Below are 22,978 nucleotides of genomic sequence, written 5' to 3'. Positions count from 1 at the left end.
ACGTCGAGGGCGCTCACGCCAGGCCCCGCAGGAACGCCACGCCCGCCCGCACGTCGTCGGCCGGGCCGGCGCCCGCCGGGGGCTCGGCGTCGAGGACGACGTCCTGCTCCATGACGTACCAGCCGTCGTAGCCGGCGGCGGTCAGGCGTTCGACGATGCCGCGGACGTCCACGTCGCCGCGGCCGAGCCGGCGGTAGATCCCGGCGCGGACGGCGTCGGTGTAGGTCAGCTCACCGGCCCGGACGCGGGCGGCGAGCGCGGCGTCGACGTCCTTCAGGTGCACGTGGGCGATGCGCTCGGGGACGCGGGTGACCAGCTCCAGCGGGTCGCCGCCGCCGATGAGCAGGTGCCCGGTGTCCAGGCAGAGCGGGACGGCGCTGCCGCCGAGCACCCGGTCCACCTCCTGGCCGGTCTCGACCATGGTGCCGACGTGGGGGTGCAGGGTGAGCGCGCGGCCGTCGCCCTTGGCCTCGTGGAAGGCGCGGTCGAGGTTGCCGAGCAGGGTGCGCCAGCCGGTGTCGTCCAGCTCGGGACGGGCGTCGTAGCCGTCGGCGCCGGTGGCGGCGGCCAGCACGACGACCACGTCCGGGTCGAAGGCGGCCCAGGTGGCGCGGAGTGCGGGCAGCGGGTCGTGGGCGGGGTCGTGCAGCACCGCGGGGACGAATCCGCCCACGGCGCGCAGCCCGTACCGGCCGAGCAGGTCCTGGTCGGCGGGCAGGAAGCCGTCGGGGCCCAGCTCGGTGGCGGTCAGGCCCAGCTCGGCCATCTCGGCGAGCACGCGGTCGGCGGTGAGCTGGTGTCCCCATCCGGGCACCTCGCACACGCCCCAGGAGATAGGTGCGGCGGCGATCCTCACTTGGCCACCTCCAGCACGCGCACCGGACGGCCCTCGCGGCGCGCCAGGTCGGCGGCCTCGGCCAGGTAGAGGGCGGCCAGGGCGTCGCGGACGGTGCAGGGGCTCTCGCTCTCGCCCCTGGCCATCGACAGGAACGCGCCCATCTCGGCGACGTAGGCGTCCTCGAACCTGGTCTGGAAGTCCGGCCACGGCGGCCCGTCCGGGCTCAGGCCCTCGGCCGAGCGCAGCGGGGTGCGGTCGCCGAGCCCGACGGCGCGGGTGCCGAGCGTGCCGGCCAGCTCCATGCGCACGTCGTAGCCGGCGCCGTTGTAGCGGGAGCCCTGCAGGGTGACCAGCGTGCCGTCGTCCATGACGATCAGGGCGGCGCTGTTGTCCACGTCCTCGGCGGCGGCGAAGTACGGATCGCCGCGGTTGGCGCCGACCGCCTGCACGACGTCCGCCTCGCGGCCGGTGACCCAGCGCAGGATGTCGAAGTCGTGGATGTGGCAGTCGCGGAAGATGCCGCCGGACTGGGCGACGTACTCGGCGGGCGGCGGCGCCGGGTCGCCGGTCAGCATGTGCACGCGGTGCAGTTCGCCGAGCTCGCCCGCCAGCAGCGCCTCGCGGGCGGCCCGGTAGCCGGCGTCGAAGCGGCGCTGGAAGCCGATGTGCACGCCGATCCCGGCCCGTTCGACGGCCTCGGCCACCCGCAGCGTCTCCTTGACGGTCGGCGCGGCCGGCTTCTCGCAGAACGCCGGCACTCCCCGCTCGCACGCCCTCAGCAGGCCCTCGGCGTGGGCGGAGGTCGGCGTCGCGAGCACCACCGCGTCCGCGTCGAAGGGATCGCCGGTACGGGCGCCGAGCCGCCGGGCCACCTCCTCCGCCCTCGCCGTGTCCACGTCGGACACGACGAGCTCGTCAACCAAGGCGGACAGGGTGGTGGCATGGAACATGCCTATACGTCCAAGGCCCAGCAGACCCACACGCATGATCGCTCCTCATCCAGGGGGGCCTCCAGTTCTAGATGAACAGGAGATGAACGTCAAGACTTTGTCCTGACATAAGGATGAACTGTCGTAGCTGGGAGGCGAGGTCGTAGCTCAGCTCGCACGTAAGAATGTCTTGACAAATTATTCACGTGACGTTCATCGTGAGCACACAATGGCGCCGGTCGGGGCTGGCGCGGCGCCTTGCGAACCCGAGAGGCAAGAGGAGTGACGCCATCATGAGGCGTACCGGGAAGATCATCTCCATGGCGTTGCTGGCGTCCGCCGCCGTGGCGTGCGCGCCCTCCACCGCAGGCGGAGGACCGTCGGCGGCGGCGACGGCCAAGGCGCTGCCCGGCCCGTCGCTCGATGCGAACTTCGACCTGGAGGCGCTGGTCGCCGCGGCGAAGAAGGAAGGCAGCGTCCTGGTCTACGACTCCAGCGGCGACATCGAGGAAGTGGCCAAGGCGTTCACCGCGAAGTACGGCATCGCCATGGAGGGGGTGAAGTCGGACACCCCGCAGACGGCCGAGAAGATGACCAGGGAGCACGCCGCCGACAACGTCACCATCGACGCGGCCATGTACGAGGACGGCGGCGTCCTGGTCGGCCAGCTCGCGCCGCAGGGCGTCACCCAGACGTGGATCCCCGGCGACCTGAAGGACCAGATCCCCGCCGAGAACCAGAACCCGCTGCTCGCCCTCTCCAAGGCGACGGTCTTCGGCTACAACACCAAGCTCTCCCCCGGCGGCTGCCCGGTCAAGAACGTCTGGGACCTGACCGATCCGGAGTGGTCCGGCAAGCTGGTGATGCAGGACCCGCTGGGCAAGCCGACCGTGCTGTCGTTCTTCACCCAGCTCGACGCGTACGGCAACCAGGCGCTCGAACAGGCCTACCAGGCCAAGTACGGCAAGCCGCTGAAGACCGAGGAGAAGAGCGCCGCACAGGAGTGGATCAAGCGGCTGTCGCTCAACAAGCCGGTGCTGACCGGCTCCGACGAGGACATCTCCGCCGCCGTGGGCGCGCCGGCCGCCACGGACAAGAAGATCGGCTTCATGTCGATCTCGAAGTTCCGCAACAACGAGGACAAGGGCTACCACCAGGCCACCTGCGAGGGGATGACCCCCTTCACCGGCTTCAGCTACCCCAAGTACGCGGCGATCGCCACCAAGAGCAAGCACCCCAACGCGGCCAAGCTGTTCGTGCACTTCATCATGACCGAGGAGGGCGTCAAGCACGAGATCGGCGAGGGCGGCGTCTCGGGCAACAGCACGGTCAAGCCGATGGTCACCCCGCCCGGCCTGTCGGACTGGCAGGGCCAGCTCTTCCACACCGACCCCAAGGGCCTGCTCGGCGACCTGCAGAACCGCCAGGCCATGTCGGACTTCTGGCGCGTCAACCGCAGCTAGCGCGGGCCGTCGCACAGCCCGGCCGGGAGGATCCCCGGCCGGGCGCGTCGGCATGCCCGGACATCCGTGTAACTCCTAATGTCCTGACATAAGGACGACCTATTGATTTCTTGTAAACTGGTCGTTACGTTTTGGGACAACATCAACACCCCGAACGAGGAGGCGCAATGCGTCCCCTGTCCAGGCTCTCCCTGGCAGCCCTGATGTTGACCGTGTTAGGCGGGATCGCCGTACCCGCGGCCGGTGCCGGCGTGGCGACCGTGTACCCCGACGTCGAGACCCCCTCCCTCTACGACGACGCGGCCGGCGGCGACGCCAACGGCGACGACCCCGCGATCTGGGTCGACCCGTCCGACTCCGAGGACAGCGTGGTGATCGCCACCGCCAAGAAGGGCGGCCTGTACGTCTACGACCTCGACGGGCAGCAGCTCCAGCACCTGCCGGCGCCCGCCGCCCCCGGGCCGGACGACGAGGCGGGCCGCTTCAACAACGTCGACGTCGCCTACGGCTTCGGCGGCAGGGACCTGGCGATCGTCTCCGACCGCGGCCGGGACACGCTGCGCATCTACGCCATCTCGCACGGCCACCTCACCGACGTGACGGACCCGGCCGCGCCGTTCGTGTTCAGCACGACGCAGCAGCAGGTCAACGACGCCGAGACGGCCTACGGCCTGACCGCCTGGAAGGACTCCACCGGCACGTACGCGCTGGTCAGCCGCCGCCACAAGACCTCGGTCGGCCTGGTCAAGCTGCTCGCCAAGCCGGGCGGCAAGATCGGCTACCAGCTCGTGCGCACGCAGAGCCTGCCGAACTCCTTCGCCCTGCCGAACGGCCAGACCTGGTCCCCCTGCCTTGAGCCGGGCGAGCAGGCGCAGGTCGAGGGCATGGTCGTGGACCAGGAGCGGGACGTGCTCTACGCCGCCCAGGAGGACGTCGGCATCTGGCGGATGCGCGCCGACCTCACCGGCACGCCCGTCCTGGTGGACAAGGTCCGCGAGTACGGCGTCCCGGGCACCTACGACCCCGCGACCGAGGAGTGCACCCCCGGCGCCGACCCCGGCTACGGCGGCACGCACCTCACCGCGGACGCCGAGGGCCTGACCATCTACTACCGCGAGGACGGCAAGGGCTACCTGCTGGCCTCCAGCCAGGGCGACAACACCTTCGCCGTCTACCGCAGGGAGGGCTCCAACGCCTACCTCGGCCAGTTCCGGATCGGCGAGGCGAACGGCATCGACGGCTCGGAGGTGAGCGACGGCTCGACCGTGCTCAACGTGCCGCTCGGCGAGTTCGACGAGGGCATCTTCATCGCCCACGACGGCGTGAACACGCCGGCCACGGCGGACCGGGAGAACACCAACTTCAAGTTCGCCGACTGGGGCGACATCGCCGACGAGCTGGACCTGGACGTGGACACCGACGGCTGGGACCCGCGCGACTGATCATCACCTGATCACCGCCGCCCAGCGGTCCCGCGAACCGGGGCGCCGTCCAGCCGGACGGCGCCCCTTCGCCGTTTCCAGGGGCGTCCTTCGCCTTTTCGGGGGTGCGGCCTTCGCCGTTCCGGGCGTCGTTCGGCCGATTTGGGCATCCCTTCGCGGGGCGGGGAGAATGGGGTGCGCGTGCGGAGGAGGAGCGTGACCGAGAGCCAGTCGCTTGACCACCTCGCCCGCCGCCTGGAAGAGGTGGTCGGCGAGCTGCGCGGCATCCCCGTCGACGTCGAGCGGCTGGAGGACCCCGAGCTCGTCCGCCGGCAGATCCTGCGCGCCACCCGGTCGTCGGCCGAGCTGCGGGCCATGCACCCGGTGGGCTCGCGCGAGCAGGGCCGCGACGAGCAGCGCAGCCGGCGCACCGTGCTGGACGCCCTGCGGGAGGGCGTGTCGATGCGCACGATCGTCCATTCGAGCGTGCTGGACGACCCGCGCAAGGCGGCCCGCATCCAAGAGCTGCACGCCGCCGGCGACCTGCACCGGGTCATCGACGAGCCCATCCAGCAGCTCCTCATCTTCGACCGCTCCGTGGCGTTCGTCCGGATCACCCCGATCGCCTATACGCCGGGCGCGCTGATGATCAGGCAGCAGGGGCTGATCGCCACCCTCATCGACCTGTTCGAGCTGTCGTGGGCACGGGCCAGGGAGGTCACCGAGCCGGCCCACCGGCTCTCGCCCCGGGAGCGGGAGGTGCTGGCGCTGATCGCCGAGGGTCGTTCCAACAGCGCCGTGGCCCGCGCCCTGTCGATCACGGAGGCGGCCGTCGGCAAGCACGTGGCCTCCGTGTTCGCCAAGCTCGACCTGCCCGCGACCGACGACGCCAACCGGCGGGTCCTGGCGGTGCTGGCCTACCTGCGCGGCGTGGCGAGGTAGGGCCAGGGCTACCCCGTTCTCGTCCCAGCACCCGTGCGCGCGGGCCGCGGCGGGCGCTTCGATGGACGTCATGCAGAAAATGACTGGATTGCTGGTGGGCGCGGTGTTCGGCGCGGTGTTCGTCGTCGTCAACGCGAACGGCCCGCTCGGCCCCGTGACCGCGAACCTGCTGCGGGCCGCCGCGTGCCTGGCGGCGGCGGGCGTGCTGGCGATGTGGTTCCGCGCCGTGCGCGCGGAACGTCCCGCCGCGGCCGGCCGGCGGGGCATGTTCGGGCCCGGCTACCTGGCCGTGGTCGCGGTCGAGGCGGTCCTGCTGTTCGGCGGGCTGCGGGTGCTGGCCGCGCTCGGACGTCCCGAGGAGGGGAACGTGGCGTGGGTGGCGTTCGTGGTGGGCGTGCACTTCGTCGCGCTGGCGCCCGTGTGGAAGGACTGGAGCATCGCCGTGCCGGGCGTCGCGCTCACGCTGCTCGGCGCCGGCGGGCTCGTCCTGGCCGGCACGCCCGCGGTGGCGTGGGTGCCGGTCGTCAGCGGGGTGCTGTCCGGCGTCGTGCTGCTGGCCGGCAGCCTCACCCTCGGCCTGCGCGGTACGGCGCGGGCGGCGGCCTGACCGTCCGGCGGGCGCGCCTTCTCCCCCGACACAAACCCTCTGATACTCTCTGTGCTGAATTGATTACTTTCTGTCGCTAGGGGAGCTAGTGTGAAGGTCGCCTGCGTCGGCGGTGGGCCCGCCAACCTGTACTTCTCGATCCTGATGAAGCGGGTCGACCCGTCCCACGAGGTCGCCGTCTACGAGCGCAACCCGGCCGGGACCACCTACGGCTGGGGCGTGACCTACTGGGACGACCTGCTGAAGAACCTGCGCGCCGCCGACCCCGAGTCGGCGGACGTCATCAGGGAGAACTCGATCCGCTGGGACAGCTGGGTCACCCACATCCAGGACCGCGCGACGGTGACGCTCACCGAGTCCGACGAGGGCTTCGGCATCTGCCGCCACCGCCTGCTCGACATCCTCGCCGACCGGGCCCGCTCCCTGGGCGTGCACGTCGAGCACGGCCGCGAGATCGCCTCCCGGGAGGAGCTCGACGCCGACCTGGTCGTGGCCGGTGACGGCATCAACAGCACGCTGCGCGCGCCGCACGCCGAGCATTTCGGCACCGAGATCGCGGTCGGCCGCAACCACTACATCTGGCTCGGCACCACGAAGGTCTTCGACGCCTTCACCTTCGCCTTCTCCGAGACCCCGCACGGCTGGATCTGGTGCTACTGCTACGTCTACAGCGGCGACCACAGCACGTGCGTCGTCGAGTGCTCCCCCGAGACCTGGAAGGGGCTCGGCCTCGACCAGGCCGACGCGGCCGACGGCCTGGCGCTGCTGGAGAAGATCTTCGCCGACGTCCTGGACGGCCATCCCCTGATCGGACGGGCGCACACCGACGGCAGCGCGTACTGGCTGAACTTCCGCACGCTGACCAACCGCACGTGGTACCACGACGACCTCGTCCTGCTCGGCGACGCCGCGCACACCACCCACTACTCCATCGGCGCGGGCACCGCCCTGGCCTTCGGGGACGCCGCCTTCCTGGTCAACGCGCTGAACCAGGAGCCGGAGCTCCCGGCCGCCCTCGCCCGCTACGACCGCGAACGCCGCAAGGCGATCCGCCCGCACCAGAAGTCGGCCCGGCTCAGCGCCCAGTGGTACGAGAACCTGCCGCGCTACATCGACCTCTCGCCGGTCGAGTTCATCGCACTGCTCGGCCAGCGGCACTCCCGGGTGCTGCCGCACCTGCCGCCCCGGATGTACGTCCAGGTCGACCGCGTTCTCAGCTTTTTCGGTGGGTTCGGCGGCTCCGGCAAGGACTGACCGGGAGGCGCGCCCGCTCAGGCCCCGATCAGGGGAAGTCCTTCGGGTTCACGGGGCTGGTGCGGGCGTTGCCGCCCCTGACCGGGTTCAGGGTCAGGGTCCAGATGGTGTACTGCGTCGAGGTCGTGCGGAAGCGCAGCCGGTCGTTGAACTTCTGGTACGTCGCGCCCCTGGTGAAGCGGCCCTTCGACATGCTGAACCGGTAGCCGGTGGTGAAGAAGATGCGGTACGTGCCGTCCCGGACGTCCCGGATGCGGGCGGTGGACCGCGCGCGGACGTAGACGCTGATCGCCTTGGTTCGGCCCTTGACGATGGTGACGACGCCGTCCTTCGACGTGCCGTTCTTGATCTTCAGGACGCCGCGGCCGCCGCTGAGACGGTCGTAGACGATCCGGCCGTTGGCCGGGCGGGAGGCCGCCTCCTGAACGGCCGAGGAGGTCTGGGCGGCGGCGGCCTGGAGGCCCGCGGTGGCGGCGCCGGCCGGGGCGGAGGTCAGCAGCGTGCCGGTCAGTGCGACGGCCGCGACGACCCCCGCGCGTAACGGGGTCGCTTCGAGGAGTCTCTTCACCATGGTCTTCTCCTTGGGGGGGCATGGTCAGACTGATCGCGTACCCGTGTATATCAGGACAGACCGCTTCTACGCTCGTAGACTTTAAGCCGTCCGTTCGGCTCCGAGAGGCGGCACGATGAGCTACGTCCCCGTTCCCTACGACCCTGAGCTGGCGGAAGGTCTCGCGGCGTTCCTGGCGGCGGTCGAGAGCGTTCCGCTGCGCGCCGACACCATCCAGCACAACCGCGAGATCTTCGCCGAGCTCATCCCGCCCATGGAGACGATCGTCGCCGGCCGTCCCGTCGAGTGGTGGGACGTGGACGTGCCCGGCCCCGAGGGCGCTCCCGACGTCACCCTCACGGTCGTCCGCCCCAAGGGCGGGCCCGCGCCCGGCGCGGCGGCCATGTACGAGATCCACGGCGGCGGGATGATCCTCGGCACCCGCTTCTTCGGCATCGAGGGCCTGATCCAGGCGGCCCTGGAGCACGGCATGGTCGGGGTGACGGTCGAGTACCGGCTCGCCCCCGAGAACCCGGCCCCGGCGGCGGCCGAGGACTGCTACGCGGGCTTCGTCTGGACCGCCGGACACGCCGCGGAGCTGGGGTTCGACCCGGGGCGGCTGCTCGTGTCCGGCTTCAGCGCGGGCGGCGGGCTCACCGCGTCCGTCGGCATCATGGCGCGCGACCGGAACGGCCCGGCCGCCGCCGGGCTCTACGTCGGCGCCCCCATGATCGACGACCGGAACGCGACCGTGTCCAGCCTCCAGTACGACGGCATCGGCGCCTGGGACCGCAACAACAACGACACCGCCTGGACCGCCCTGCTCGGCGACCGGCGCGGCGGCCCGGACGTGCTGCCGCACGAGGTCCCGGCGCGGGCGGCCGACCTGTCGGGGCTGCCGCCGGTCTTCATCGAGGTCGGGGCGGCCGAGGTGTTCCGGGACGAGGCGGTCGAGTTCGCCGGCCGCATCTGGGCGACCGGCGGCCAGGCGGAACTGCACGTGTGGGCCGGCGGCCACCACGGCTTCACAGGCACCCCAGGCGCCCGCGTCTCCCGCGCCGCCCAAGAAGCCAAACACTCGTGGTTGCAACGCATCCTGGGCATCTGACCCCACCCGGCCGCCCCTCCCCATGACGAGGAGAACAGCGGCGCCGTGGGCAGCTCACCCCTCCCCCAGCACCCCGGACGCCCTTCGCGCGGGGGGCGGCCGGGGGTCGGAAGCCAGGAGAGGCGGGTCGGAGGGCCGTGGGCAGCTCACTCCCCTGGACGCCCTTCGCGCGGGCGCGGGGGCGGGGGGTTAGGGGGTTAGGGTGCGGTGGAGCCAGGAGAGGCGGGTGGCGAGGGCGGCGCGGGTGATCTCGTGGTCCGGCGCGAAGATGTCGAACCCGTGGAAGGCGCCGTTCCAGATGTGCAGTTCGGCCTGTCCGCCGGCCGCCCAGATCCGCGTGGCGTACGCGACGTCCTCGTCGCGGAACAGCTCGGCGGCCCCCGCCTCGATGAACGCGGGCGGCAGCCCCGACAGGTCGGTCGCCCGCGCCGGGGCCGCGTGACAGGGGACGTCGGCTTCCGGGTCGCCGGCCCGCTCACCGAGCAGTGCCCGCCAGCCCAGCAGGTTCAGGGCGCGCGGCCAGGTGCCGAGGCCGTCGTACTGGTGGCTGGAGACGGTGGTGTTGAGGTCGTCCAGCATGGGGCACAGCAGGAGCTGGCCGGCCAGGCGCGGGCCGCCGCGGTCGCGGGCCAGCAGGGCGACCCCGGCCGCCAGGCCGCCGCCGGCGCTGCCGCCCATGACCACCACCCGCCCGGCGTCCACGCCGAGCTCGGCGGCGTGCCGCGACATCCAGGCCAGCCCGGCGTAGCAGTCCTCGACCGGCGCCGGGTGGGGGTGCTCGGGGGCCAGGCGGTACTCGACGTTGACGGCGACGACGCCCAGCTCCTCGACCAGCGCGACCAGGCGCGGCGTGTCCATGGCCCGGTGGCCGGTGATCATGCCGCCGCCGTGGATGTTGTACAGCCCGGGGACCGGGGCCCGCAGGCGGCGCGGGCGCAGCACCGTGACCTCCAGGTCCGGCGCGCCGGCCGGGCCGGGGACGAGCAGTTCCTCGGCGTCGATCTCGCGGTCGCCGATCACCTCGGCGACCGGCGGTATGGGCATGGCCGCCCCGGCGGCGCGCATCAGCGGGATGGTCTCCAGGGTGGGGGCGGGGCCGTCCGGCCGGGGCATGCGGTCCAGGACGGCGGCCAGCGCCGGGTCGAAGGGCACAGGGACGAGGGGTACTGGGGTGGGGGGCATGGTTCTCCTGGTCACTGCGGTTCTGCGAAGGCGAGCGCCCGTGCCGGGTTCTCGACCATGATCATGTGGATGGCCTCGGAGCTGACGCCGAGGCGGCGCAGGGCGGGCAGGAAGTGCCGCGGGATGTAGTCGTAGCCCTTGCCGCCGTACCGCTTGAGCTGGATCTTCTGGCACACGTCGTGGCCGAGCACGATCTGGCCCGCGTAGCCGCGTTCGACCAGGTCGGCGATGCCGCGCAGGACCTTGTGGTCGCTGCCTAGGACCAGGTGCCCCCACGGGCTGCCCGGCGCGGCCAGGAAGTCGAACTCGACGAAGACGCCGCGGGCCAGCAGCCGCTCGGCGAACCCGGGGCCGGACAGGACGTCCATGCAGTGGCCCAGGACGACGTTGCCGGGGGCGACGCCCTCCTCCTGGAGGATGTCGAGCACCCGGAACTTCTCCTCGCCGACGCCGCCGACGTGGAAGGTGACCGGCGCGCCGGTGACGCGGGCGGCCCGCCCGGCGGCCCGTACGCTCTTGAGCTCGCCGCCGGTCAGCGGCACCGACTCCGCGCCGACCTCGCCGATGATGCCCGTGCGCACGCCGGTGCCGTCGGCTCCGAGCACGACGTCGCGCACGATGACGTCGGCCAGCTCGTCCACGGTGCGCTCGTCCATGTCGGACGGGTGGAACGCCGGGGTGTACCAGCCGCCGCCCATGACGATGTGCATCCCGCTGGCCCGGGACAGCCGCAGCAGCGCCTCGGGGTCGCGGCCGAGGCCGATGGGCGAGACCTCGACCATGGTGCGGCCGCCGCTGTGGGCGAAGGCGAGGGTCTCGGCGAGCATCTCGTCGAAGTCGCCCAGCAGGTCGTTGTCGGCGTTCGGCCCGCCGTGGCGGGTGCGGGCGAGGTTGGCCAGGGTGAGCGGCTCGGCCGCCGCCGGCGCGTCCTCGCCGGGCCGGCGGGACCGGGCGGGTCTGCGCAGGTCGATGAAGATGTGCTCGTGCATGGACGTCTGCCCGAGCAGCGCCGGGTCCACCGGGCCGGCGACGGTGAGCGCCTGCCCGGCCAGGTCGGGGATGGGGAAGGGGTAGCGGCTCACGAGCCCGCCTCCTCGGTCCGGAGCGTGAGCAGCCGTCTCGGGTTGCGCACGGTGAGGGTCTCGATCAGCTCGTCGTCGGCTCCGAGCATCCTCAGGTACGGCACGAACTGCCGCAGGAGGAAGGCGTACCCGCCGCCGCCGTAGGCGAGGAGCTGGGACTTGGTCCGGACGCCCTGCGACAGCAGGAGGCGTCCGGCGTGGCCGCGGCGGGCGAGTTCGAGCACGGCCGCGGCGACGTCCTGGTCGTCGGAGACGCTGAGCGCGGTGGGCAGCCTGCCGAGCTGGTCGAACTGCACGAAGACGCCGCGCCCGAGCAGCGGTTCGAGGTCGTCGGGCCGCGGGGAGAGCGCGTCGCAGCGCCCGACGGCCACCCGCGTGAGGTCCGCGCCCTCCTCGGCGAGCAGGTCGAGGACGCGCTGCTGGACGGCCGGGTCGTCGTTGCGGGCCAGCGAGACGGCGGCGCCGGTGGCCGCCGCCGCGCGGGCCGCGGCGACCAGGAGCGCGCGCTCGGCGGGCACGCCCGGGTCGAGCGCGGCCAGCTCGCCGATGATGCCGGCCCGTACCCCGCGCACACCCTCGGTGAGGTCGCCGACCAGCTCCTCGGTCAGCTCCTCGGCCAGCGCGGCGGCGTCCCGGGCGGAGGTCGGCGCGGCGGCGTCCCGGGCGGAGGTCGGCGCGGGGTGGTGCTGCGCGGAGATCCGGGTGGGGTGGTGGCGGCCGCAGCCCATGACGACGGTCACGCCGGTCTCCTCGGCGAGCCGGCGCAGCCCGGCCGGGTCGCGGCCGAGCCCGTCGGCCGTCAGGTCCACCACCGTGCCGCCACCGGCCTCCCGGAACGCGGCCAGCTCGGCGGCGGCCAGGCCCGCGTCGCCGAGCAGCAGGTCGTCCCGGTTGACGGCGCCCATGCCGATCTCGCCGAGCAGGTCCATCGTCAGCGGCGCGCGGTAGAGCCACAGGGCGCCGGCCGCCGTGGGACGGGTGCGGCCGGTACGCGCCCAGGACTCGGGCGTGTCGTCGGGCGGGGCGAAGTCGCTCAGCAGGTGCTCGTGCGGCAGGACCGCGCCCAGCGAGGCCGCTGGGACCTCGCCGGTGACGGCCACGACCGTGGCATCGGTGGTGGACACACGAGCAATATAGCCCCAGAGCGTCTACAAGTGTAGATAAAAGCGTCAGGCGACTCCGTCCACCGTCCGGGGGACGCCGAGGGGGTTGGCCTCGCGCAGCTCCGGCGGCAGCAGGGGGTCGGGGGTGTCCTGGAAGCACACCGGGCGCAGCCAGCGCTCGATCGCGGTGCCGCCGACCGAGGTGGAGGTGCTGGTCGAGGCCGGGTACGGCCCGCCGTGCTGCATCGCGGGCGCGACCGACACGCCCGTGGGCCAGCCGTCCACGACGACCCGGCCGGCCAGCCCGGCGAGCCTGGCCACCAGGCCTGCCGCCGCGCCCTCGCGCTCGTCGGCCGCCAGGTGCGCGGTCGCGGTGAGGTTGCCGGGCAGCGCGTCGAGCACGGCGTCCCGCTCGGACTCCGAGCCGTACCGGGCCACCACGGTGACCGGTCCGAAGCACTCCTCCAGCAGCTCGGCGTGGGCGTCGCCGTCCGCGAGCCGCTCGGCCGCCACGGTCAGCACGCCCGGCCGGACGGCCAGCGGCGCGGCGTCGTCCTCGCCCGCGGCCAGCGCCTGCGTGACCCCGGGCAGCTGGGCGCGGGAGCGCACGCCGTCCAGGAAGGCCGCGCGCATGCGCGGGTCGAGCAGCGGTCCGGCGGGCACGGTGGCCGTGACCACGGCGTCGAGCACCGCGTCGCCCGCCGGGCCCGCGGGCAGCAGGACCAGGCCCGGCTTGACGCAGAACTGGCCGAGGCCCTGGGTGTAGGAGGCGGCCAGGCCCGCGCCGATCTCGGCCGCCCTGGTCGCGGCGGCCCGCTCGGTCAGCACGACCGGGTTGAGGCTGCCCAGCTCGCCGTGGAACGGGATCGGCCGCGGACGCGCGGCGGCCAGGTCGTGCAGCGCCCGCCCGCCGCGTACCGAGCCGGTGAAGCCGACGGCGGCGGTCAGCGGGTGCCGGACCAGCTCCGGGCCCGCCGCGAAGCCGTGCACCAGGCCCACGACGTCGGCCGGCAGACCGGCCTTCTCCGCGGCGGCGCGCAGCGCGCGGGCGGTCAGGACGCTGGTCGCCGGATGGTCCGGATGCGCCTTGACGACGACCGGGCAGCCGGCGGCCAGCGCGCTGGCGGTGTCGCCGCCCGGCACGCTGAAGGCCAGCGGGAAGTTGCTCGCCGCGAACACCGCGACCACGCCCAGCGGCACCTTGTAGCGCCGCAGGTCGGGGCGGGGGGCCGGGCGGGCGGCCGGGTCGGCGTGGTCGATGATCACGTCCAGGAAGGCGCCCGACTCGGCCACGTCGGCGAAGGCCCGCAGCTGGTAGCAGGTGCGGGCCAGCTCGCCGGTGAGGCGCACCCGACCGAGCGCGGTCTCCGCGTCGGCGGTCGCGATGATCTCCTCGCCGCCCTCCTCCAGCAGCGCGGCGGCGGTACGCAGCAGGTCGGCGCGTACGAACCGGTCGGCCAGCGCGGGGGCGGCGGCGGCAGCGGCGCGCACGGCGCGGTCCACGTCCTGCGGCGTCGACTCCGCCGCGACGCGCTCGCGGGCCTGTCCGGTACGCGGGTCGACGCTCAGCACGTCACTCACGGTCTCGTCCTCTTTCGTGGTCTTCGTCGGGGGTTTCGTCTGGGCCGTCAGGGTCTTCGTCGGCGAGCGCGGCCAGCTCGCCCAGGGACACCGGGGCCGCCAGGCTCCGGGTGGACAGCGGGCGCAGGTCGCCGGCCGTGCTCTCGCGGCGGCTCAGGCAGGCCGCGACGCCGGCGGTGGCGAACCCGCACACCCGTCCCTGGCACCAGCCCATGCCCGGCCTGGCCAGCATCTTCAGCGTGCGCGGGTCGTCGGCGCCCAGGTCGTCGTGGGCGCGGCGCAGGTCGCCGTAGGAGACCTCCTCGCAGCGGCAGACCAGCGTCTCGTCCCGCAGCCAGGACGTCCAGGCGCGCGGCACGGGGTAGGTCCGGTGCATGGCCGCGGCGAAGCGCCGCCCGCGGGCGATCGACCGGCGCAACCGGCCCATGAGCGCCGGGTCGGCCCGGCGGCCCAGCGTACGGGCCAGGGCCAGGGCGCTCAGCCGGCCCTCCTGCCGGGCCAGGACGGCGCCGCCGACGCCGGTCGCCTCGCCCGCGACGTACAGGCCGGGCACACCGGTGCGCTGGAAGGCGTCCACGGTGACGACGAGCGAGCCGTCGGCGTCCTTCCTGGTGTCGGCGCCGAGCATGAGCGGCAGTTCGAGGGACGGCGTAAACCCCCAGCCGAGCGCGACGAGGTCGGCGCGGATCTCGCCGACCGGCCCGGCCGGGCGGCCGTCGCGGCCGAGCCGGGCCAGCCGGACGGCCTCGACCCGGTCCTCGCCCAGGATCTCGGTGACCACGGTCCCGGTGCGGTACGGCACGCGGTGGCGGGCCATCAGCGCGGCGTACCGCAGCGCCTCCAGCCCCTTGGCCGGCACGGACGCGGCGCCGCGCGGGTCGCGCAGCCAGCCGAGCGTGGCGTTGGCCTCGGCGACCGCCGCCACCCGCGCCCCGGCCGCGGCCAGGCCGGTGGCGACCGGCAGCAGGAACGGCCCGGTCCCGGCGACGACCGCGCGGCGGCCCGCGAGCGTGCGCTGCCCCTTGAGCAGGGCCTGCACTCCCCCGGCGGCCATCACGCCGGGCAGGTCCCAGCCGGGGACGGGCAGCTGCCGGTCGTAGCCGCCGGGGCAAAGGATCAGCGCGCGGGCGCTCACCGTCGTGCCGGACGCCCCCTCCCCGGGGACGGTGGGCGTGGTGTGCAGCGTGAACGTGCCCGCGTCGTCGCGGGTCGCCAGCCAGACCTGGTGGCCGGGCAGGTAGCGGACCCGTCCGGCGGCGGTCAGGGCGCGCAGCCGGTCGCGCAGCCGGGTGAAGACCGGCCAGTCGTGGTGCCCGGCGGCGTCCTCGGGGCGGGCGTGGCGTTCGTCGTAGTGCCGCCAGAACTGGCCGCCCGGCTGCCGGGCGCCGTCCACGAGGACCACGTCCAGCCCGGCCTCGGCAGCCTCGACGGCGGCGGCGAGGCCCGCCGGGCCCGCGCCGACCACGGCGACGTCGTGCGTCTCACTCATGACGGCCTCCCTGCTCGCCGTCCGCCGGGGCGTCGTCGCCGAGGCGCATGCCGTCGCGCGCCGGGACCAGGCAGGCGCGCAGGTCGGGGACGCCGTCGACGGTGATGAGGCAGTCGAAGCAGACGCCGATGCCGCAGAACAGGCCGCGCGGCCGGCCCGCGCCGCGGGTGGTGCGCCAGTCGAGGATGCCGGCCGCGACCAGGGCGGCCCCGACGCTCTGGCCGGGCTCGGCGGGGACGCTCGCGCCGCGGAAGGTCATCTGGTGGGTCATCGAGGTCCCTCCTCGGTCGTCGCGGGCCCGGTCCCGGGAAAACGGTCGGGGGTGGGAAAACGGTCGGGGGCGAACGGCTTGAGGTCGAGGTCCGGGGTGCGGCCGGTGAGCGCCTGGGCGACGAGCTTGCCGGTGCCCGCGGACAGTCCGATCCCCGCGCCCTCGTGCCCGCAGGCGTGCCACAACCCGGGCGCGCGCGGGTCGGGCCCGATCACCGGCAGATGGTCCGGGCAGTACGGCCGGAAGCCCAGGTACGTGCGCATGGCCCGGACGTCCCGCAACATCGGGAACAGCGCGATCGCCTTGGCCGCCAGCGCGCCGGCCGCACGCGGGGAGAACGTGCGGTCGAAGCCGACCCGCTCCCGGGAGGCGCCGATGAGGATGGTGCCGCTGCCGGTGCCCTCCACGACGGGCGAGGTCTGCAGGGCGGCGTCGGAGCTGGCCACGTCCCCGACGTACTCGGCGGCGTAGACCTTGTGGCGGATCGTCCGGGGCGGCATGGGCTGGGTGACCAGCACGAACCCGCGCCTGGGCAGGACGGGCACGTGCACCCCGGCCAGGGCGGCGACGTCGCCGGCCCACGTGCCGGTCGCGTTGAGCACCGCCCCGGCGGGCAGGTCGCCGGCCGTGGTGCGCACGCCGGTCACGCGGCTCCCGTCGCGCAGGAAGCCGGTGACGCCGGTGCGGGTGCGCACCTCGGCGCCGTGCGCGCGGGCCAGCCGCAGCAGGTGGGCGACCACCAGCATGGGCTGGACCTGGGCGTCCTGGGGGTAGAAGGCGGCCCCGGCGAGTCCGGGCGCGAGGTGCGGCTCGTAGTCGCGCAGCTCCTGCGCCGCCACGTCGCGCACCTCGACGCCGTGGCGGCGCTGGTGCTCGCCCAGCTCGCGCAGCGAGGCCAGGCCGGGCCCGGACGCCGCGACGACCAGCCCGCCCTTGGCCTCGAACTCCCACAGTCCGGCGTGCTCGGCCAGGTCCTCGCGCCACACCCGCTGGGAGTAGAGCGCGAGGTCGAGCTCGGGCCCGGCCTCCTTGTCGGACACGAGCAGATTGCCCTCGCCCGCGCTGGAGGTTCCCCCGGCGATGGCGCCGCGCTCGACGACCACCACGCGCAGCCCGGCCAGCGCGGCGAAGTACGCGCCGGCCGCGCCCACCACCCCGGCGCCGACCACGACGAGGTCGGCGGTCACGGCGTGCCCTTCGCGCCGCCCGCCCGGCGGCTCACAGCAGGAACCCCGCCGGGAAGGGGTCGGTCGGGTCGAGGTGGAACTGCGAGGTGCCGGTGACCCAGGCGCGTCCGGTGATCGAGGGCAGCACGGCGGGCAGCGGGCCGACGGTGGTCTCGCGGAGCAGCCGTCCGGTGAAGCGGGTGCCGATGAACGACTCGTTGACGAAGTCGTCGCCGAGGGCCAGCTCGCCGCGGGCGTGGAACTGGGCCATGCGGGCGCTGGTGCCGGTGCCGCACGGCGAGCGGTCGAACCAGCCGGGGTGGATGGCCATGGCGTGCCTGGACAGCTGCGCCGTCGAGCCGGGGGCGGCCAGGTAGACGTGGTGGCAGCCGTTGATGTCGGGCCGCTCGGGGTGGACCGGGCGGTCGTGCTCGTTGACGGCGTCCATGATCGCGAGCCCGGCCGACAGCAGGTCGCCGGCGCGGGCCCGGTCGAAGGGCAGCCCCAGCTCGGCCAGCTCCACGAAGGCGTAGAAGTTGCCGCCGAAGGCCAGGTCGTAGCCGATCTCCCCGAAGCCGGGCACCTCGACCTTGCGGTCCAGCGCGTACGCGAACGAGGGCACGTTCTGGATGGTCACCGAGGTCGCCGCGCCGTCCTCGACCGCCACGGACGCCACCACGAGCCCGGCCGGCGTGTCGAGCCGGATCGTGGTGACCGGCTCGACCACGGGCACCATCCCGGTCTCCACCAGGACGGTCGCCACGCCGATCGTGCCGTGGCCGCACATCGGCAGCAGCCCGGAGACCTCGATGAACAGCACGCCGTAGTCGGCGTCGGGCCGGGTGGGCGGCTGGAGGATCGCCCCGCTCATCGCGGCGTGGCCGCGCGGCTCGTACATGAGCAGCGTGCGCACGTCGTCGCTGTTCTCCATGAACCACAGCCGGCGCTCGGCCATGGTCGCCCCCGGGATGGCGCCGACGCCGCCGACGATCACGCGGGTGGGCATGCCCTCGGTGTGGGAGTCGACGGCGTGGAAGGTGCGACGTGATCTCACTTGTAGCCCTTTTCCAGGACGGCCTCGGTGTCGGCGGTGATGCGGGCGACCAGCTCGGGCGCGAGCGGCAGCCGCGGCGGACGGCAGGCGCCGCCCCTGCGCCCGGCCAGGTCCATGGACAGCTTGATCGACTGCACGAACTCGGGCTTGGAGTCCCAGCGCAGCAGCGGGTGCAGGTCGCGGTAGACGCGCAGCGCCTCGGGCAGGTCGGCGGGGTCGCCCGAGGTGACCAGCCGGTACAGGCGGGTGGTGGACTGCGGGATCATGTTCGGGTACCCGGCGATCCAGCCGACGGCCCCGGCCAGGCCCAGCTCCAGCAGCACGTCGTCGGCCCCGATGAGCAGGTCCAGCTCCGGCGCCAGCTCGGCGATCTCGTACGCGCGGCGCACGTCGCCGGTGAACTCCTTGACGCCGACGATCAGGCCCTCGTGGTACAGCTCGGCCAGCAGGGCGGGGGTCAGGTCGACCTTGGTGTCGAACGGGTTGTTGTAGGCCACGACCGGCAGCCCGGCCTTGGCGACCTCCCGGTAGTGGGCGACGACGGCCTCGCGCGGGGCCCGGTAGGCGTTCGGCGGCAGCAGCAGCACGGACGTGGCCCCTGCCTCGGCGGCCTGCTCGGCCCACCGGCGGGCCTCCATGGAGCCGTACGCGGCCACGCCCGGCATGACGCCGAACCCGGGCGGCGCGGCCTGGACGGCCGTCTCGACGACGCGGGCCCGCTCCTCCGGCGTGAGCGTCTGGTACTCGCCCAGCGAGCCGTTGGGCGTCACACCGTCACAGCCGCCTTCGGCCAGGAAGCGCACGTGCTCGGCGAACCCGTCGTAGTCCACGGAGAGGTCGTCGGCGAAGGGCAGGGCCGTCGCGACGTGGATGCCGCGCCACGGCGTGGCGGAGGTGGTCATGCTGAGGTCTCCTCACATGGGGATATTCGAGAGATTATGCGGTGCAATGTCACAGCGACTACCTACCCGGCGGCCATCCACTTCTCCAGGCCGTCGGCGTCCAGGGGCAGCGCGGCCGACAACACGTCGGCGCCCTGCTCGGTGACCACCAGGTCGTCCTCGATCCGGACGCCGACCCCGCGCAGCTCCGGCGGGACGGTGAGGTCGTGCGGGTGGAAGTACAGGCCGGGCTCCACGGTGAGCGCCATGCCGGGGGCCATGACGGCGTCCTGGTAGGACTCCTGGCTCGCCCGGCCGCAGTCGTGCACGTCCAGGCCGAGGTGGTGGCCGACGCCGCAGACCAGGTAGCGGCGGTGGTGCTGGCCGGCGTCGGACAGCGCCTCGTCCACCGAGACCGGCAGCAGGCCCCAGTCGGCCAGGCCGTGCGCGACGACCTCCATGGCGGCGTGGTGGAAGTCGCTGAAGCGGCGGCCGGGGGCGACCGCGGCGAGCGCCGCCCGGTGGGCCCGTTCGACCAGGTCGTGCACCTGCCGCTGGGCCGGGGTGAAGCGGCCGGAGACGGGGAAGGTGCGTGTGACGTCGGCGGTGTAGCAGCTCTCCGCCTCGACGCCGAGGTCGAGCAGGAGCAGCTCGCCGGGGGTCACCGGGCCGTCGCAGCGCACCCAGTGCAGGGTGGGCGCGTGCGGGCCGGAGCCGACGATGGAGGGGTAGCCGGGGCCGTTGCCGTAGGCGCGGGCGTACCGGTCGAAGGTGCCCTGGAGCCACCGCTCGCCGCGCCCGGCCACGGCGGCGGGGATCTCGCGGAGGACGGCGGCGAACCCCTCGACGGTGCGGTCCACCGCCTCGCGCAGCTGGCCGAGCTCCCAGTCGTCCTTGTACATGCGCAGCTCGGCGAGGACCCGGCCGGCCTCCTGGTCGTCCGTCACCTCGGTGGTCAGCTCCGCCAGCGGCTTGACCGGGACGCCCAGCGCCTTCGCCCAGTCGTCCAGGCCGGGCGCGGCGCCCACCCACAGCTCGCCGTACCTGGAGTCGGTGAAGAACGCCGGGTCGCCGGGGCCGGCGGGCGGCGGCACGTAGAGGGTGGCCTCGTCGTCCTCCAGCACGACGACGGCGTTCTCGATCTGGCAGCCGGTCAGCCAGACGAAGTCGCTGCCGGCGCGGAAGTCGTAGGCCATGTCGTTGCTGCGGATCGGGGCCTGCCCCGCGGCCAGCACGACTTTCCGGCCGGGCAGCGCCTCGGCCAGCCGCGCCCGGTGGGCGGCGGCGGCCTCGGCCGCGCCGGGCACCACGCGCGGCGTGCGGTCGGGGGTGCCCCAGCCGGTGTTCATGTACGCGGCGAACGCGGGGATCTCGGACAGCCTCGGGGGCCTGCCGTCACGCACCGATGATCACTCCTTCCATAGGGCTCAGTAATGTGTGGCATTGCACTGAACACTAGGACGACAGGAAGCCGCCGCCAAGAGGTGACCAGAAAAATCCGCATATCGTGACAAAGGCTCGGTTACTCTGCGGAAGCCACGCGATCATCACGCACACGGAGCCCCCGCAGCGGACGAGCGCGGCCGGACGAGAGACGGGAAGAACGATGACCTCTTGGATCCTCATCGTCGTCGGCGTGCTGCTGGCCCTGGTGGGCGGGCTCTGGGCGCTCCAGGGACTGGGCGTGGTGGGCGGCAGCGTGATGACCGGCGACACCGCCTGGGCGGTCATCGGGCCGGCGGTCCTGCTGGTGGGCGTCGCCGTCGTGGCGATCGGCCTGCGCCTGCGGCGTTCGCCGTCCCGCTGAGCGCGGGCGCGACCCAGGCGGCCGTCCGCTCACGGAGGGTTCTGTCGCAAATGGCCTAGAATCCGACAGATGTCCCCCGCCTCCGCCCGGCTGGCCTGGCTGGACGCCCTGCGGGGGCCCGCCGCGCTGGCCGTCACCGCGCACCACGCGGGCTGGTCCTTCGTCCCCGCCGCGTGGGCGGTCGTGGACCGCAGGATCGACCTCGGCACGTGGGGCGTCTTCGTGTTCTTCCTGGTCAGCGGCTACATCATCCCGGCGTCCCTGGAACGGCGCGGCGACCTGCGCGCCTTCTGGACCGGGCGGGCCTTCCGCCTGCTGCCGCTGCTGCTCGCCGCCCTCGGCCTGGCGTTCCTGCTCGCCCTCACGGGCCTGGTCCCGCTGGACCCGCGCCTCGGCGAACGTCCCGCGCCCCTGGTCGCGCTCGGCAACCTGACGATGCTGCAGGAGCTGGTCAACCTGCCGCCCGTCATCGGCGTGACCTGGACGCTGTCGTACGAGATGGCGTTCTACCTGATCAGCGTGGCGCTGTTCGCGACCGGGCAGGCCCGCAGGTCGGCGGGGATCGCCGTCGCGCTGGCGGCGCTGGCCGTGCCGGCGGGGCTGCTGCTGCCGGGCGCCTCGATCAACGGCGGGGCCGACCTGACCGCCGCGCTGCTCGTCCTCGCGGTCGTGGCGGCGATCGCGGTCACCGTCCTCGGGGACGGCCGGGCCCGTACGGCGGCCGCCGCGGCGGGCGGGTTGCTCGGGCTGGCGCTGGTGGTCCTGGGCAGCCGGGCCGGCACCTGGCAGGGCGTGATCATCCTGGCCGCCATGTTCGCCGGGACCGCGCTGTACCGCGCCGAGCAGGGCGTGATCTCCTGGCGGACCGCCGGGCTCGCCTGCCTGGCGGTGCTGGCCTGCGGCGTCCCCGCCAAGGACGACCCGGGATGGGCGCCCGCGCTCGTGCTCGCGTTCGCCGTGTTCGGGGTGGGGCTGGCGTTGCGCCACAGGCCGTTCCCGCGCGTCCTGACCCGGCTCGGCGTGATCAGCTTCTCCGTCTACCTGCTGCATCCCCTGCTGCTGCGCCTGCTGCCGAACCTGGTGGTGTACTACCTGGTCCTGATCCCCCTGTGCCTGGTGACGTACCACGTGATCGAGGCCCCGGCCCAGCGGCTCGGCCGCCGGCTGAGCGGGTCGCGCGCCCCCGTCCGGAAGTAGGGACCGACGCCGCGGGCGGGCACCCCCCAGCCCCCGCCCGCGCGTCCGGTGCCGCGAGCGGGTCCCGCTCGCGGAGGTGGCCGCCGTCGTCAGGCGACCACGAGTGACTGCGCCCTGAACTCCCTTCCGGCCACGATCTCCGAGACGAACCCGTCGGGTCCGACGGGACGGTCGCCGATCAGCGTGACCCGGTGCAGCGTGCGCGGCACGTCGAGGTGGTCGAGGTCGGACGGGGCGAGGTGGGCGGTGGCGCGGTTGTCCCAGAAGGCGACGCTGCCGGGCTGCCAGCGGAACCGCACGGTGTACTCGGGCCGGGTGAGCTGCTCGTACAGCAGGTCGAGGATGCGGCGGCTCTCCACGGCCGACAGGCCCACGATGTGGTCGGTGAAGCCGGGGTTGACGAACAACGCCCGCTCACCGGTCTCCGGATGCACCCGCACCACCGGGTGCACGGAGATCAGCAGGTTGTCGTTGATGCGCTTGACCAGCTTGCCGTCCTCGTCGGCGGCCTGGTAGCCGGCCAGGAAGCGGTGTTCGGCGCGCAGGCCGTCCACCAGGTCGCGCAGCGGCGCGGACAGGCCCTCGTAGGCGGCCACCAGGTTCGTCCACTGGGTGTCGCCGCCGAACTCCGGCACGGTCTCGGCCCGCAGGATCGAGGCGGCGGGCGGGTTGACGGCGGCGGTGACGTCGGTGTGCCAGCCGGAGAAGTAGGAGTAGCGCCTCCTCTGGTAGAGCTCGCGGTAGTTGACGCCGTAACGCTTCTCGTACCGGCGGGGGTCGATGGTCAGGATCTGCGGGAACTCCTCGGGCGGCGCGTCCTCGTGCGGGTGGGCGTGGGTCAGCTCGCCGAACTGGCGGGCGAAGGCGATCTGCGCGGCGTGGTCGAGCTCCTGCCCGCGGAAGAACACGACTTTGTACGCGAGCAGCGCCCGGCGGATCTCCTCGACCACGGACGGATCGAGCGGGTGGGCCAGATCGACGCCGGTGATCTCGGCGCCGATGTGCCCGGCGACGCGCCGGACGGTGAGCACGCTGGTGGGTGTCGACATGGTT

The 22,978-nt window shown here is 73.6% G+C and carries 22 protein-coding genes; 8 read left to right on the top strand and 14 right to left on the bottom strand.

Going from position 1 to position 22,978, the window contains the following annotated elements:
* Nucleotides 1-13: 13 nt before the first annotated feature.
* Nucleotides 14-856 (bottom strand): TIM barrel protein, encoded by an 843-nt coding sequence (locus tag ABT158_RS11945; RefSeq protein WP_352352762.1) that lies wholly within the window; start codon nt 854-856, stop codon nt 14-16.
* Nucleotides 853-1,824, bottom strand: a complete 972-nt coding sequence (locus ABT158_RS11940; RefSeq protein WP_352352761.1) for a Gfo/Idh/MocA family protein — start codon at nt 1,822-1,824, stop codon at nt 853-855. Before ABT158_RS11940 ends, ABT158_RS11945 begins: the two co-directional genes overlap by 4 nt.
* A gap of 236 nt (nt 1,825-2,060) precedes the next feature.
* On the opposite strand from ABT158_RS11940, the gene ABT158_RS11935 reads away from it, so the two are divergent.
* The 5 genes from ABT158_RS11935 to ABT158_RS11915 all read left to right on the top strand — a co-directional run bounded on the left by ABT158_RS11935 (nt 2,061) and on the right by ABT158_RS11915 (nt 7,454).
* The gene (locus tag ABT158_RS11935) at nt 2,061-3,230 is read left to right on the top strand and encodes an ABC transporter substrate-binding protein (protein ID WP_352352760.1); all 1,170 of its coding nucleotides are present in this window, start codon (nt 2,061-2,063) and stop codon (nt 3,228-3,230) included.
* A 203-nt stretch (nt 3,231-3,433) separates the two neighbouring features.
* The gene (locus tag ABT158_RS11930) at nt 3,434-4,672 is read left to right on the top strand and encodes a phytase (RefSeq protein WP_352352759.1); all 1,239 of its coding nucleotides are present in this window, start codon (nt 3,434-3,436) and stop codon (nt 4,670-4,672) included.
* A gap of 195 nt (nt 4,673-4,867) precedes the next feature.
* Entirely contained in the window at nt 4,868-5,593 is a 726-nt protein-coding gene (locus ABT158_RS11925) for a helix-turn-helix transcriptional regulator (protein WP_352352758.1), read from the top strand.
* Between the two features lie 79 nt (nt 5,594-5,672).
* Nucleotides 5,673-6,200: a hypothetical protein gene (locus ABT158_RS11920; protein WP_352352757.1), complete on the top strand. Its 528-nt coding sequence runs from the start codon at nt 5,673-5,675 to the stop codon at nt 6,198-6,200.
* Nucleotides 6,201-6,290: 90 nt separating this feature from the next.
* A complete protein-coding gene (locus ABT158_RS11915) occupies nt 6,291-7,454 on the top strand; it encodes an FAD-dependent monooxygenase (protein WP_352352756.1) in 1,164 nt (387 codons plus the stop codon).
* A 28-nt stretch (nt 7,455-7,482) separates the two neighbouring features.
* Here ABT158_RS11915 and ABT158_RS11910 read toward each other — a convergent pair whose 3' ends face one another.
* Complete coding sequence (locus ABT158_RS11910) at nt 7,483-8,025, bottom strand: hypothetical protein (RefSeq protein WP_352352755.1); 543 nt, start codon at nt 8,023-8,025, stop codon at nt 7,483-7,485.
* Nucleotides 8,026-8,140: 115 nt separating this feature from the next.
* On the opposite strand from ABT158_RS11910, the gene ABT158_RS11905 reads away from it, so the two are divergent.
* Nucleotides 8,141-9,112 carry an alpha/beta hydrolase gene (locus ABT158_RS11905; protein WP_352352754.1) on the top strand — a complete coding sequence of 324 codons (972 nt, stop codon included), beginning with the start codon at nt 8,141-8,143 and terminating at the stop codon, nt 9,110-9,112.
* Between the two features lie 189 nt (nt 9,113-9,301).
* Here the strand turns inward: ABT158_RS11905 and ABT158_RS11900 are convergent, their stop codons facing one another.
* From ABT158_RS11900 to ABT158_RS11855, 10 genes are all read right to left on the bottom strand, one after another.
* Nucleotides 9,302-10,294 carry an alpha/beta hydrolase gene (locus ABT158_RS11900; RefSeq protein ID WP_352352753.1) on the bottom strand — a complete coding sequence of 331 codons (993 nt, stop codon included), beginning with the start codon at nt 10,292-10,294 and terminating at the stop codon, nt 9,302-9,304.
* A gap of 11 nt (nt 10,295-10,305) precedes the next feature.
* The gene (locus tag ABT158_RS11895) at nt 10,306-11,376 is read right to left on the bottom strand and encodes a phosphotriesterase family protein (protein WP_352352752.1); all 1,071 of its coding nucleotides are present in this window, start codon (nt 11,374-11,376) and stop codon (nt 10,306-10,308) included.
* The gene (locus tag ABT158_RS11890; protein ID WP_352352751.1) at nt 11,373-12,500 is read right to left on the bottom strand and encodes a phosphotriesterase family protein; all 1,128 of its coding nucleotides are present in this window, start codon (nt 12,498-12,500) and stop codon (nt 11,373-11,375) included. The genes ABT158_RS11895 and ABT158_RS11890 overlap by 4 nt, the downstream gene beginning before the upstream one ends.
* A gap of 45 nt (nt 12,501-12,545) precedes the next feature.
* Nucleotides 12,546-14,060 (bottom strand): aldehyde dehydrogenase (NADP(+)), encoded by a 1,515-nt coding sequence (locus ABT158_RS11885; RefSeq protein ID WP_352352750.1) that lies wholly within the window; start codon nt 14,058-14,060, stop codon nt 12,546-12,548.
* Complete coding sequence (locus ABT158_RS11880; protein ID WP_352352749.1) at nt 14,053-15,549, bottom strand: FAD/NAD(P)-dependent oxidoreductase; 1,497 nt, start codon at nt 15,547-15,549, stop codon at nt 14,053-14,055. The genes ABT158_RS11885 and ABT158_RS11880 overlap by 8 nt, the downstream gene beginning before the upstream one ends.
* Complete coding sequence (locus tag ABT158_RS11875; RefSeq protein ID WP_352352748.1) at nt 15,542-15,820, bottom strand: (2Fe-2S)-binding protein; 279 nt, start codon at nt 15,818-15,820, stop codon at nt 15,542-15,544. The genes ABT158_RS11880 and ABT158_RS11875 overlap by 8 nt, the downstream gene beginning before the upstream one ends.
* Complete coding sequence (locus ABT158_RS11870) at nt 15,817-17,007, bottom strand: NAD(P)/FAD-dependent oxidoreductase (RefSeq protein WP_352352747.1); 1,191 nt, start codon at nt 17,005-17,007, stop codon at nt 15,817-15,819. The genes ABT158_RS11875 and ABT158_RS11870 overlap by 4 nt, the downstream gene beginning before the upstream one ends.
* A 31-nt stretch (nt 17,008-17,038) precedes the next feature.
* Complete coding sequence (locus ABT158_RS11865; protein WP_352352746.1) at nt 17,039-18,040, bottom strand: proline racemase family protein; 1,002 nt, start codon at nt 18,038-18,040, stop codon at nt 17,039-17,041.
* Nucleotides 18,037-18,942, bottom strand: a complete 906-nt coding sequence (locus tag ABT158_RS11860; protein WP_352352745.1) for a dihydrodipicolinate synthase family protein — start codon at nt 18,940-18,942, stop codon at nt 18,037-18,039. The genes ABT158_RS11865 and ABT158_RS11860 overlap by 4 nt, the downstream gene beginning before the upstream one ends.
* A 62-nt stretch (nt 18,943-19,004) precedes the next feature.
* Complete coding sequence (locus ABT158_RS11855; protein WP_352352744.1) at nt 19,005-20,324, bottom strand: aminopeptidase P family protein; 1,320 nt, start codon at nt 20,322-20,324, stop codon at nt 19,005-19,007.
* Nucleotides 20,325-20,527: 203 nt separating this feature from the next.
* On the opposite strand from ABT158_RS11855, the gene ABT158_RS11850 reads away from it, so the two are divergent.
* Nucleotides 20,528-20,728 carry a hypothetical protein gene (locus ABT158_RS11850; RefSeq protein ID WP_352352743.1) on the top strand — a complete coding sequence of 67 codons (201 nt, stop codon included), beginning with the start codon at nt 20,528-20,530 and terminating at the stop codon, nt 20,726-20,728.
* Between the two features lie 69 nt (nt 20,729-20,797).
* A complete protein-coding gene (locus ABT158_RS11845; protein ID WP_352352742.1) occupies nt 20,798-21,925 on the top strand; it encodes an acyltransferase family protein in 1,128 nt (375 codons plus the stop codon).
* A gap of 89 nt (nt 21,926-22,014) precedes the next feature.
* Here the strand turns inward: ABT158_RS11845 and ABT158_RS11840 are convergent, their stop codons facing one another.
* Nucleotides 22,015-22,974 carry a TauD/TfdA dioxygenase family protein gene (locus ABT158_RS11840; RefSeq protein ID WP_352352741.1) on the bottom strand — a complete coding sequence of 320 codons (960 nt, stop codon included), beginning with the start codon at nt 22,972-22,974 and terminating at the stop codon, nt 22,015-22,017.
* Nucleotides 22,975-22,978 lie beyond the last annotated feature (4 nt).

It is taken from the genome of Nonomuraea sp. NPDC001636, from assembly GCF_040298265.1.
Taxonomy (GTDB): domain Bacteria; phylum Actinomycetota; class Actinomycetes; order Streptosporangiales; family Streptosporangiaceae; genus Nonomuraea.
The sequence above is the reverse complement of the archived record's forward strand: the minus strand, read 5'-3'. Positions and strand labels throughout refer to the sequence as shown.